This is a genomic window from Flavobacterium sp. WC2509, from assembly GCF_052683105.1.
The window spans coordinates 11,720-24,322 of sequence record NZ_JBQZFG010000001.1; the positions used below are offsets into that span (position 1 = coordinate 11,720).

Here is a 12,603-nt window from a genome sequence, read left to right on the forward strand (position 1 = left end):
TAAATTCTTCGTCTTCTTTCCTTACCGTGTTGATAAATCAACTAACACTAAGGCTCTAGAAAGGAGGTGTTCCAGCCGCACCTTCCGGTACGGCTACCTTGTTACGACTTAGCCCTAGTTACCAGTTTTACCCTAGGCAGCTCCTTGCGGTCACCGACTTCAGGCACCCCCAGCTTCCATGGCTTGACGGGCGGTGTGTACAAGGCCCGGGAACGTATTCACCGGATCATGGCTGATATCCGATTACTAGCGATTCCAGCTTCACGGAGTCGAGTTGCAGACTCCGATCCGAACTGTGACCGGTTTTGTAGATTCGCTCCTGGTCGCCCAGTGGCTGCTCTCTGTACCGGCCATTGTAGCACGTGTGTAGCCCAAGGCGTAAGGGCCGTGATGATTTGACGTCATCCCCACCTTCCTCACAGTTTGCACTGGCAGTCTCGTTAGAGTTCCCGACATGACTCGCTGGCAACTAACAACAGGGGTTGCGCTCGTTATAGGACTTAACCTGACACCTCACGGCACGAGCTGACGACAACCATGCAGCACCTTGTAAATTGTCTTGCGAAAAGTCTGTTTCCAAACCGGTCAATCTACATTTAAGCCTTGGTAAGGTTCCTCGCGTATCATCGAATTAAACCACATGCTCCACCGCTTGTGCGGGCCCCCGTCAATTCCTTTGAGTTTCATTCTTGCGAACGTACTCCCCAGGTGGGATACTTATCACTTTCGCTTAGCCACTGAGATTGCTCCCAACAGCTAGTATCCATCGTTTACGGCGTGGACTACCAGGGTATCTAATCCTGTTCGCTACCCACGCTTTCGTCCATCAGCGTCAATCCATTAGTAGTAACCTGCCTTCGCAATTGGTATTCCATGTAATCTCTAAGCATTTCACCGCTACACTACATATTCTAGTTACTTCCTAATAATTCAAGTCTAGCAGTATCAATGGCCGTTCCACCGTTGAGCGATGGGCTTTCACCACTGACTTACTAAACCGCCTACGGACCCTTTAAACCCAATGATTCCGGATAACGCTTGGATCCTCCGTATTACCGCGGCTGCTGGCACGGAGTTAGCCGATCCTTATTCTCACAGTACCGTCAAGACATTACACGTAATGTTGTTTCTTCCTGTGCAAAAGCAGTTTACAATCCATAGGACCGTCATCCTGCACGCGGCATGGCTGGATCAGGCTTGCGCCCATTGTCCAATATTCCTCACTGCTGCCTCCCGTAGGAGTCTGGTCCGTGTCTCAGTACCAGTGTGGGGGATCTCCCTCTCAGGACCCCTACCCATCGTAGCCTTGGTAAGCCGTTACCTTACCAACTAGCTAATGGGACGCATGCTCATCTTTTACCGTTGTAACTTTAATTACATCCTGATGCCAGGTCGTAATACTATGAGGTATTAATCCAAATTTCTCTGGGCTATCCCTCTGTAAAAGGTAGATTGCATACGCGTTACGCACCCGTGCGCCGGTCTCTCATTCCGAAGAACAATACCCCTCGACTTGCATGTGTTAAGCCTGCCGCTAGCGTTCATCCTGAGCCAGGATCAAACTCTTCATCGTATATTGTTTGAATTAGATTAATCTAATTCTAATTATTATTCGACTCAGTCTCTATTGGTCTTTATTCAAATCTATACGATTCTATTACTCTTATTTTATTTGTTCTGATTTACATCAGAACGGCTGTCAATTCAATATGTCTAGGAACGTGTCTTCTTTATTATTTCGCTTTTCGATTGTCTCTCAAAGCGGGTGCAAAAGTAGCAATTTCTTTTTAACTGGCAAGAAAATTTAAAGTTTTTTTTTGAAAAATTTAATTCTCAATTTCTTCTCTTTTTCTTATCAGTATCTCAAGGAACGTTGCGTGTTTTGCGGGGTGCAAAAGTAAACTACTCTTTTAAATCTCACAAGCTTTTTTAAATCTTTTTTTGAAAATATTTTTTCACTTTGATTTTTTAACTTGTCAGTGTTTCTAAGAGCGTAGCAGTTGTTGCGGGTGCAAAAGTAGTCAGTTTATTCGTTTCTACAATACCTTTTCGCAACTATTTTTTGTTTATTTTTTAATACACTGGTTTTTCGTAGGTTACAGGTAGTGCTTTTTGATGAGTTCGTAATTTAGAACCGCCTTTTATTGCGCTTTTTGACGTTTTAATGGGATTTGAAGCAGTTTTTTGGTTTTTATGCGGGGTGTATCACTTTGGCATAGGCCACAGATTTTACGGATCAAGCGGATTTACACGGATTTTTTCTTTTATTACTTGAGGTTCTTGGGTGGTGGTGTCGTGGATTACGTTGGAATTGTATATATCTGTATGAAACAGGGGCTTTCTTTTGTTGCTCCTATACTATATATAAGGTGCGGTTTTCAACTTTCTTTATTATGAAACCTGAGGCCCTAGCCCTGATAGTAGTGAAAATCCTTGTGGGCCGGGGTTCGGCTCACAAGATTGTAGCGGATAGCAGGAAATAGCTCCTGAGTAGTATTAAAACAAAAAAGAGACAACTCTCTAGGTAATTGTCTCTTTCTTAATTATTTGGTAATCTTACAAGGGTATTATCTTATTTTTTGAGCCATGCTTCGTCTAGCTTATCATAATCTATTGGATGTGCAGCCTCTTGTTTTCTAAGTCTACCGGATTCAAAGCCTCTGACTAAAATAGTTTCAATTAAATAATCCTCATTGACCACATAGGGCTGATATTTCATTTTTAAATCGATATTGAACATATAAGCCGTAGTGTTTGATAAAAATGCTTTTAATCCACTTTTGAGATTTTTAATCAAATCGTACGTTGTCGTCCCTGTCTGTCTGTCTATTAATTTAATTAAAATCTGGCCTTGCTTTCTGGAAAGCTTTTTTAGACTAGCTTCAAATTCATTAGTCAAATAGTCCTCTACTATTTTGAAATACCTTCTTTTATCTCTGTTGCTGGTAAACTTTTGCATACCTCTATTTAATGAAGTCAATCTTTCGGCAGCAATTCTAGCGTAAGGATAAGTAGCGTAAACTCTTTTTTGCAGTAATAAAAATTGCTTTTTATCTTCATCACTCATTTTTTGTGTTGGAATTACTAATTCAGGCAACACAATTGTATCTCCAAATATACTATCAGCCTCTGTTAACACATATCCCATAGGAATATTGTCATTTTTTGGCTCTTGGGCATGGATTGATAATGATGTTAAAAAACAGAAAAATAAAATTATAGAAAGCTTCATAGAGAAATATTTTTAACACAAAATTATACATTAAATATAGAACTATAAAGACAAATTTCTAATTTAGCGAAAAAATAAATTATATGAGTACTGAATCGATATTGAATGCAACATCTATAACCTTTTTAGAGAAATATTTGAATAACGCCTCTCCTACCGGCTTTGAAAGTGAAGGTCAAAAAATATGGATGGATTATTTAAAACCATACGTAGATACTTTTATTACCGATACTTATGGGACTGCTGTTGGAGTTATTAATCCTGATGCTCCATACAAAGTTGTAATCGAAGGACATGCTGACGAAATTGCCTGGTATGTGAACTATATAACCGATGATGGATTGGTATATGTGATACGAAATGGTGGTTCTGACCATCAAATTGCTCCATCGAAGCGTGTAAACATTCACACTAAAAATGGAATTGTAAAAGGAGTTTTTGGTTGGCCAGCTATTCATACCCGAAATAGAGACAAGGAAGAAAATCCTAAGATTAGTAATATTTTTATCGATTTAGGTTGCGAAACCAAAGAACAAGTTGAAAAACTAGGTGTTCATGTAGGTTGTGTTATTACTTATCCTGATGAATTCATGATCATGAACGATAATAAATTTGTTTGTCGTGCCATAGATAATCGAATGGGAGGATTTATGATTGCTGAAGTTGCTCGTTTATTACATGAAAACAATATAAAACTTCCTTTTGGTTTGTATATTACAAATGCAGTTCAAGAAGAAGTGGGTTTAAGAGGTGCTGAAATGATTACTCAAACCATCAAACCAAATGTTGCCATTGTAACTGATGTTTGTCATGATTCGACGACACCGATGATTGACAAAAAAATTGAAGGTGATACTAAAATTGGTAAAGGACCAGTTGTTACTTATGCTCCTGCTGTTCAAAACAATCTGAGAGAATTAATTCTAGATACTGCTGTAGAGAAAAACATTCCGTTTCAGCGTTTAGCTTCTTCAAGGGTTACTGGTACAGACACCGATGCTTTTGCATACAGTAATGGCGGTGTAGCGTCGGCTTTGATTTCACTGCCGCTGCGATACATGCACACAACCGTCGAAATGGTACACCGTGAAGATGTTGAAAACGTAATTAAATTGATTTACGAAACATTATTGAAGATTGAGAATAACGAAACCTTCTCTTATTTTAAATAAAATCCGAAGCACCATTATAGAATGGTGCTTTTTTTTATATTATACTTTAAAATAAAGCTTTTTTATTATGGATGTTGAAATACTTGCCCGCATACAATTTGCCTTTACAATTGCCTTTCATTATATCTATCCCCCATTAAGTATTGGAATTGGTTTGATAATGGTAATTATGGAAGGACTTTATCTTAAAACCGGAAATAAAGATTACGAAATTTTGACACGTTTTTGGATTAAAATATTTGCTATAACTTTTGGAATAGGTGTCGCTACTGGAATCATAATGGAATTTGAATTTGGTACGAACTGGGCTGTTTATTCGCGTTATGTAGGTGATATTTTTGGAAGTGCATTGGCTGCTGAAGGATTATTTGCTTTTGGTTTGGAGAGTACTTTTCTTGGAGTATTACTTTTTGGATGGAATCGTGTAAAACCTTGGGTACATTTTGTATCTGCTTTAGGTGTGTTTTTAGGCTCTATGTTTTCTGCTGTTTGGATTGTCGTTGCCAATTCCTGGCAGCAAACTCCTGCGGGATATCATATTGTTGGTACAGGCTTACACGCTCGTGCCGAAGTGACCGATTTTTGGGCAATGGTATTCAATCCTTCAAGTGTAGATCGAATCATTCATACTTGGCAAGGTGCAATTTTGGCTGGCGCCTTTTTGGTGTTAAGCGTACATGCTTACTACATTAGAAAAGGACGTTATATTGAAATATCGAAAAAGGCTTTCAAAATTTCTCTAGCTGTTGCCACCATTTTTTCACTTACCCAATTAATTTCAGGTCATAGTACAGCGGATGGAGTTTCTGTAAATCAACCCGCAAAACTAGCGACAATGGAAGGGCATTTTGAAAAAGATAAACCTGCCGATTTATATCTTCTAGGTTGGGTCGATAAAGAAAAACAAAAAGTAACTGGAATTGCAATACCTGGCGGATTATCTTTCTTGGTTCATCAGGATTTTAATGCTCCTATAAAAGGATTAAATAATTTTCCGGTTGAAGACAGGCCTAGCCAGATAAATGCAGTTTTTCAATTTTATCATATTATGGTTGCCATTGGAATGGCATTGATAGGACTTACATTATACGCCAGTTTTTTATGGTGGAGGGGAAAATTATTTGACAACAAATGGCTCTTATGGATTTTCTCGTTTTCAGTTATTTTGCCTCAAATTGCTAATCAGGTGGGCTGGTTTACTGCCGAAATGGGAAGACAACCTTGGGTTGTTTATGGACAGTTAAGAACCAGTAATGCTTTTTCTCAAGAAGTCTCAGCCAATCAAATTGTATTTTCTTTAGTAATATTCACGGTTGTCTATTCACTATTGCTTGTCTTATTTCTATACACCGTTAACAAAAAAATAAAACATGGACCCTATGACGAAGCACAAACACCAATAACTTTCAAAACTTTTTAGTATTATGGAGACATTTTTAGGAATTGACTATCCAACATTATGGTATTTAGTAATCGGATTATTATTTTCAGGTTATGCCATTTTAGAAGGTTTTGATTTTGGAGCTGGTGCATGGCATTTATTTTTCAGAAAAGATTTAAGCCGAAGAATTGCTATAAACGCTATTGCTCCAGTTTGGGATGCTAATCAGGTTTGGTTAATTATTGGTGGTGGAGCATTATTTGCTGGATTTCCTGTTATGTATGCAACAATGTTATCTGCAATGTATGTACCCTTTATGCTTTTTTTAGTATTGAATATACTTCGTGCTGCTGCTATCAAATTTAGAAGTATCGAAGAAATGACATGGTGGAGAACTAGTTGGGATATTATTTATAGCATTTCCAGTATTTCAATTGCCTTTTTATTAGGAGTTATTTTGGCCAATATTTTACAAGGTTTTGCTTTAGGTCCAAATTTTAGTTATCAAGGAGGTGCCTTTTTTTATTTTCTGAATCCTTATGCCATAATGGTTGGATTTACAACTCTATCCATTTTCATGACACAAGGTGCTATTTATCTTTTATTAAAAACAGAAGGGAGACTACATCTAAGGCTCACATTTTTACTCCAAAAAGGAATGATTTTCTTCATTATAAGTTTTGGAATTACCACATTGTATACTCTAGTTTTTATTCCTGAAGTTACTGCCAATTTTAGAGCGAATCCCATTTATTTTGTGGTTCCTGTAATTTCTTTTTTGGCGGTTGCCAATGTTCCGCGATTAGTTTCAAAAGAACAATACATGCTGGCATTGATATTTTCTTCTTTGACAATGGCCTTTTTGCTAATTCTTGTGGCTTTACAATTATATCCAACACTTTTAATTTCAACAATTGATCCAAAGTTTAACGTAACAATTTACAATGCTGCTTCCTCCCAAAAATCATTGGGTATAATGCTGACAATAGTTGTCATAGGAGCACCTTTATTATTAGCCTATTTTTTCTTTTTATACAGAACATTCAATGGAAAAGTAGCGCTTGATGATACCAGTTATTAAACATAACAAAACTTTATATGCCACAAATGAAATATATCTATCTATTATTAACCCTGTTTACTGCAACTTTACTTTGGTCTATCATCAATCCGAAAGAAGGATTTACTTGTTTTTTAGAAATTATTCCTGCTATAATTGGACTTTTAATCTTAGCATTGACGTTCAAAAAATTTAGTTTTACTAATTTTACTTATACTTTGATTTTAATTCATTGTATCATCCTTTTCATTGGCGGTCATTATACTTATGCCGAAGTTCCTTTTTTTGATTATATTAAAGAAGTATTTCATCAAAGTAGAAATAATTATGACAAGGTGGGGCATTTTGCACAAGGTTTTGTACCTGCTATGATAATTAGAGAACTTTTTATTCGAAAGAAAGTAATTTCAAATCAAAGCTTTTTTAACTTTATAATTATATGCATTTGTTTGGCAATTAGCGCAGCATACGAATGGATTGAATGGTTTGTTTCTATTGCAACAGGAGATGGTGGAGATGCTTTTTTAGGAACACAAGGATATGTTTGGGACACACAATCGGATATGTTGTTTGCAACAATTGGCGCTATTACTTCTTTGTTATTATTTTCAAAAACACAAGATAAAGAAATCGTAAAATTTTATGCATAAAAAAAAGCATCATTATAAAGAGTATAATGATGCTTTTTTGGTTAATTTTAAATGATTTATTTTATAAATAATGTCTTTTTAAGCTTTTACTATTTACTTTTCAAAAGTTGAATAGCATCATTTGCTTTGGATAATTCTGCATATTTTAATGCAGTAAATCCATATTCATCCTTTACATCAAGTTTAGCACCTTTAGACAATAAATATTTAATAATTTCAACTTTATTGTAACGGGCAGCAACCATTAATGGACTCAAACCATTTGATTGCTCATTTACATCTGCTCCGTATTCTACAAACTTTTTAACGATGTTTAAATCTCCTTTGTAAATAGCAATACTCAAAGGTGATACATTTTCATGTGATTTAACTTCATAAGAAGTATTTGAAAATGAATTCAGATTTGATGCTGATACAACACCTGTTGCAGTGATTAAAGCAACTCCTAGATAGATGATTGATTTTTTCATGATAATTAATTTTTGATTGATGATTGATTAGATAACTATGATATTATCCTATGCAAATATATATCTTTAAAAAGGTATTATGCATCACATAGTACTTAATTTTAACTTAAAATTAACAATTTAATCTAATTATATAACAAAATAGAGCGATTTCATTCTCAACATTTTAATAAAAAGCAAAAAAAAACTGCTTCAGAAATTGAAGCAGTTTTAATTAGATTTGAAATATCTTTTAAACTATTTTCCCTTTAACAATTTCATCAACTATTTCAGGGTTTAATAAAGTTGTAATATCACCAAAATTAGAATAATCACCTTCAGCAATTTTTCTTAAAATACGGCGCATAATTTTTCCTGATCTAGTTTTTGGTAAACCTGTAACATATTGGATTTTATCTAATTTAGCAATTGGTCCAATGTGATCAGCAACATGCTGATTGATTTCTTTGGTTAAATTATCTCTATCTCTATATTCACCAGATTCTTTTAAAATCACATAACCATATAAAGCATTACCTTTAATATCATGTGGAAAACCAACAATTGCAGACTCTGCCACAGCTGGATGTTCATTAATAGCATCTTCAATTGGTGCCGTTCCTAAATTATGACCAGAAACAATTACTACATCATCAACACGACCAGTAATTCTATAGTAACCAACTTCGTCACGCAAAGCACCATCACCTGTAAAATATTTACCTGGGAAAGCAGAGAAATAGGTGTCTTTATATCTTTGATGATCTCCCCAAATCGTTCTTGCAATACCTGGCCACGGAAATTTAATACACAAACTTCCATCTACTTGATTTCCTTCAATTTCATTACGCTTTTCATCCATTAAAACTGGTTGAATTCCTGGTAATGGCAAAGTAGCGTAAGTTGGTTTCGTTGGCGTTAAAAACGCTAATGGAGCGATCATAATTCCACCTGTTTCTGTTTGCCACCAAGTATCTACAACTGGGCAACGCTTCCCTCCTACGTGATCATTATACCAGTGCCAAGCTTCCTCATTAATTGGCTCTCCAACTGAACCGATTACTTTTAAAGATTTTAATGGGAATTTTTGAATATAAGATAAATTTTCTTTTGCTAATGCACGAATAGCTGTTGGTGCAGTATAAAATTGATTTACTTTATGTTTTTCTATTGTTTCCCAAAAACGGCTAAAATCTGGGTAAGAAGGAACACCTTCAAAGATTACAGTAGTTGCACCATTTAATAATGGCCCGTATAATATATAAGAGTGTCCAGTAATCCAACCTATATCAGCAGTACACCAGAAAATGTCATTCTCTTCATAATTGAAAACGTTCTTAAAAGTATAGGCCGTATAAACCATATATCCAGCGGTTGTATGAACCATTCCTTTAGGTTTACCTGTCGATCCTGACGTATACAATATAAACAATGGATCTTCAGCATCCATGATTTCAGCAACACTATTATTAAGTGCATTATCTAGAAGCGGTTGTAACCATTTATCACGACCAGCTTTCATTTGGATTTCCGCATTTGTTCTTTTTGCCACTAAAACAGAAGTAACACTTGGGCAATTTTGCAAAGCATCATCGATTATTCCTTTCAAATCAATGGTTTTATTTCCACGGTATCCACCATCAGAAGTAATTACCATTTTACATTCACTATCATTTATTCTAGAAGCCACCGCAGATGCTGAGAAACCAGCAAATACAACTGAATGTATAGCTCCAATTCTAGCACAAGCCAAAACTGACACTGCCAATTCAGGTATCATTGGTAAATAAATACAAACACGATCCCCTTTTGTAATACCTTGTTCTCTTAAAACATTGGCCATTTTAGATACACGCTCATAAAGTTCATTATAACTTATGTGCAATGCTTCCTCAGAAGGATCATTTGGTTCAAAAATTATAGCGGTTTTATCTCCTTTTTTAGCAAGATGTCTATCAATACAATTCTTAGTAATATTTACTTTAGCATCAACAAACCATTTTACTTCGGCGTCAGCCATATTAAAATCGACAACTTTGTCCCAGTATTGATACCATGTGAAGTTTTCCTCAGCTATTTTTCCCCAAAATTTTCGAGGCTCACGTATCGATTTATTATAATGTTTAAAGTATTGTTCTAGACTATCAATTTTAAAATAACTCATCTTTATTAAATTTTTTATAAAAGTATTAAATCTCTTCGGTTTTCAAAACTATTCATTTGCAAAATGCATTAAAAAAATAATAAATAAACGAATTTCTTCAAAATTTTATGATTTTTCAATAGCGTTTTAGAATTATCTCCGAATTTAAAACAAAAAAAAGGCATAGTTAGAAACTAAAATGCCTTTTATAACAATATTAACAACAATTTTATTCTCTTTTTAATGAAAAAAAGCCGCTAAAATATAACTAGGGATTACTTCACTTAACTTACAGTAAAATCGAAGTTAAGTGAATGTAATTATGCATGAATATCATCCAATTGTCCAATAAGTGCTTACTAATTCAAAATATTTAAACCCTTTTTGATACTATGCAAATCCCCGCACACTCATGTGTGGTAAATTCTTAATAATTAATTATACAATTTTTTTCATTGCAGTCATTGATTCTCTCAACCAAGCTCCTACTTCTTCAACTGGGTGGTTTCTGATAATTGAATTAATTTCAATTAACTCTTTATTATCAACTCCGTTATTTCCGTTATTGAATGGACGTCCAACTAAATTACTTGGTGCATTTTTCACGTATTCAGCGATTAATGGCTTAGCAGCGTGATCAAATAAGTAACATCCGTACTCAGCAGTATCAGAAATTACACGGTTCATTTCGAACAATTTCTTTCTTGCAATTGTGTTAGCAATTAATGGCGTTTCGTGTAATGATTCGTAGTATGCTGATTCTTCGATAATTCCTGAATCTGTCATTGCTTCGAAAGCTAATTCAACACCAGCTTTTACCATAGCTACCATTAAGGTACCATTATCGTAGTATTCTTGCTCAGAAATTTCAACATTTCCAGCTGGAGTTTTTTCAAAATTAGTATCTCCTGTAGCTGCTCTCCAAGCCAATAAGTTTTTATCATCATTAGCCCAATCTTCCATCATTGTTTTAGAGAAGTGACCAGAGATAATATCATCCATGTGTTTTCTGAACAATGGACGCATAATGTCTTTTAATTCTTCAGCAGCATTGAATGCAGCAATTTTAGCAGGATTAGACAATCTGTCCATCATGTTTGTAATTCCACCATATTTCAATCCTTCTGTGATAGTTTCCCATCCGTATTGGATTAATTTAGAAGCATATCCAGCGTCAATTCCTTCAGCAACCATTTTGTCAAAACACAAGATAGAACCAGTTTGCAATAATCCACATAAGATTGTTTGCTCACCCATTAAATCTGATTTTACTTCAGCTACGAAAGAAGAACGTAAAACTCCTGCTCTATTTCCTCCTGTAGCAACTGCATACGCTTTTGCTTGATCTAAACCAAAACCATTAGGGTCATTTTCTGGGTGAACTGCGATAAGAGTTGGTACACCAAATCCTCTTTTGTATTCTTCACGCACTTCAGATCCTGGACATTTAGGAGCACACATAATAACAGTTAAGTCTTTACGGATTTGCATTCCTTCTTCAACAATATTAAATCCATGAGAATATGCTAAAGTAGCACCTTGTTTCATCAATGGCATGATTGCTGTAACAACAGCAGTATGTTGTTTATCTGGTGTAAGGTTACAAACTAAATCAGCTGTTGGGATTAATTCTTCATAAGTTCCCACTTTGAATCCATTATCAGTAGCATTTTTAAAAGAAGCTCTTTTCTCAGCAATTGCATCAGCACGTAAAGCATAAGAAATATCTAAACCTGAATCTCTCATGTTTAAACCTTGGTTCAAACCTTGAGCTCCACAACCAACAATAACTACTTTTTTTCCTGCTAATGCATCTATTCCATTTGAGAATTCAGATTGATCCATGAATTCACAAACTCCTAATTGTTCTAATTGTAATCTAAGTGGTAATGAATTGAAATAATTTGCCATTTTTTTTTAATATTTAATGAATGTAAAATTTTAATAATTGAAATTGTAATCTGCCAATTTTTAATGCTACAGATTATGTTTTACTATAATGATTCTAATAAGGATGATATTTCCATTTTTTCTTTTGAAACCGATATTCTGCCAGAACGTACAAATTGCATAATTCCAAAAGGTTTTAGTTTTTCGTATAAAGCTTGAATTTCTGCATGTTTTCCTGATTTTGAAATCACGAAAAAGTCTCTTGATACGGTTACGATTTCAGAATGACTCTCTTTGATGATATTCTGAATTTGTCTTTCATCGAATAATAAACTAGAGTCTATTTTGAATATAGCACTTTCTAAAAAAATCGTTTCTTCATCTACATGATAGAATGCTTTGATAACTTCGATTTGTTTTTCGATTTGACCAACAATGTTTTGCACCCATTTTTCAGTAGTTTTTACTACGATAATGAAACGAGAAACATTTTCAATTTCCGATCCGGATACATTCAAACTCAATATATTGATATGACGTTTCAAGAAAATCCCTGAAATCCTATTCAATAAACCAACATTGTTTTCTGAATAAACAGAAATGGTGAATATTTTATTTTCCATAAT

Annotated in this window: 9 protein-coding genes and 1 rRNA gene; 4 read left to right on the top strand and 6 right to left on the bottom strand. The window is 34.9% G+C overall.

Annotated elements, in window-relative coordinates; translation table 11 throughout:
* Positions 1 to 59 precede the first annotated feature (59 nt).
* Positions 60 to 1,573 (bottom strand): 16S ribosomal RNA (locus tag ACUN3A_RS00070).
* 999 nt (positions 1,574 to 2,572) lie between these two features.
* On the bottom strand, positions 2,573 to 3,232 hold the full coding sequence (locus tag ACUN3A_RS00075) for a DUF4294 domain-containing protein (RefSeq protein ID WP_445549304.1): 660 nt from the start codon (positions 3,230 to 3,232) through the stop codon (positions 2,573 to 2,575).
* 83 nt (positions 3,233 to 3,315) lie between these two features.
* Here ACUN3A_RS00075 and ACUN3A_RS00080 point away from each other — a divergent pair, with 83 nt between their 5' ends.
* From ACUN3A_RS00080 to ACUN3A_RS00095, 4 genes are all read left to right on the top strand, one after another.
* Positions 3,316 to 4,404 carry a M42 family metallopeptidase gene (locus ACUN3A_RS00080; protein ID WP_445549305.1) on the top strand — a complete coding sequence of 363 codons (1,089 nt, stop codon included), beginning with the start codon at positions 3,316 to 3,318 and terminating at the stop codon, positions 4,402 to 4,404.
* Between the two features lie 67 nt (positions 4,405 to 4,471).
* Positions 4,472 to 5,824 (top strand): cytochrome ubiquinol oxidase subunit I, encoded by a 1,353-nt coding sequence (locus ACUN3A_RS00085; RefSeq protein WP_445549306.1) that lies wholly within the window; start codon positions 4,472 to 4,474, stop codon positions 5,822 to 5,824.
* Positions 5,825 to 5,828: 4 nt separating this feature from the next.
* Positions 5,829 to 6,866: a cytochrome d ubiquinol oxidase subunit II gene (gene cydB / locus ACUN3A_RS00090; RefSeq protein ID WP_445549307.1), complete on the top strand. Its 1,038-nt coding sequence runs from the start codon at positions 5,829 to 5,831 to the stop codon at positions 6,864 to 6,866.
* Positions 6,867 to 6,892: 26 nt separating this feature from the next.
* A complete protein-coding gene (locus ACUN3A_RS00095) occupies positions 6,893 to 7,495 on the top strand; it encodes a DUF2238 domain-containing protein (RefSeq protein ID WP_445549308.1) in 603 nt (200 codons plus the stop codon).
* A gap of 89 nt (positions 7,496 to 7,584) precedes the next feature.
* Here the strand turns inward: ACUN3A_RS00095 and ACUN3A_RS00100 are convergent, their stop codons facing one another.
* From ACUN3A_RS00100 to ilvN, 4 genes are all read right to left on the bottom strand, one after another.
* On the bottom strand, positions 7,585 to 7,965 hold the full coding sequence (locus ACUN3A_RS00100) for an ankyrin repeat domain-containing protein (protein ID WP_445549309.1): 381 nt from the start codon (positions 7,963 to 7,965) through the stop codon (positions 7,585 to 7,587).
* Positions 7,966 to 8,197: 232 nt separating this feature from the next.
* Positions 8,198 to 10,108, bottom strand: a complete 1,911-nt coding sequence (gene acs / locus ACUN3A_RS00105) for an acetate--CoA ligase (protein ID WP_445549310.1) — start codon at positions 10,106 to 10,108, stop codon at positions 8,198 to 8,200.
* Positions 10,109 to 10,525: 417 nt separating this feature from the next.
* Positions 10,526 to 11,998, bottom strand: a complete 1,473-nt coding sequence (gene ilvC, locus ACUN3A_RS00110; RefSeq protein ID WP_445549311.1) for a ketol-acid reductoisomerase — start codon at positions 11,996 to 11,998, stop codon at positions 10,526 to 10,528.
* An 83-nt stretch (positions 11,999 to 12,081) separates the two neighbouring features.
* A complete protein-coding gene (gene ilvN, locus ACUN3A_RS00115; protein ID WP_445549312.1) occupies positions 12,082 to 12,600 on the bottom strand; it encodes an acetolactate synthase small subunit in 519 nt (172 codons plus the stop codon).
* Positions 12,601 to 12,603: the final 3 nt, after the last annotated feature.

Coding starts and splice junctions, on each gene's coding strand:
- ACUN3A_RS00100 (WP_445549309.1), bottom strand. CDS start 7,965: ATGAAAAAATCAATCATCTATCTAGGAGTTGCTTTAATCACTGCAACA.
- ilvN (WP_445549312.1), bottom strand. CDS start 12,600: ATGGAAAATAAAATATTCACCATTTCTGTTTATTCAGAAAACAATGTT.
- ACUN3A_RS00080 (WP_445549305.1), top strand. CDS start 3,316: ATGAGTACTGAATCGATATTGAATGCAACATCTATAACCTTTTTAGAG.
- ilvC (WP_445549311.1), bottom strand. CDS start 11,998: ATGGCAAATTATTTCAATTCATTACCACTTAGATTACAATTAGAACAA.
- ACUN3A_RS00075 (WP_445549304.1), bottom strand. CDS start 3,232: ATGAAGCTTTCTATAATTTTATTTTTCTGTTTTTTAACATCATTATCA.
- ACUN3A_RS00085 (WP_445549306.1), top strand. CDS start 4,472: ATGGATGTTGAAATACTTGCCCGCATACAATTTGCCTTTACAATTGCC.
- acs (WP_445549310.1), bottom strand. CDS start 10,108: ATGAGTTATTTTAAAATTGATAGTCTAGAACAATACTTTAAACATTAT.
- cydB (WP_445549307.1), top strand. CDS start 5,829: ATGGAGACATTTTTAGGAATTGACTATCCAACATTATGGTATTTAGTA.
- ACUN3A_RS00095 (WP_445549308.1), top strand. CDS start 6,893: ATGAAATATATCTATCTATTATTAACCCTGTTTACTGCAACTTTACTT.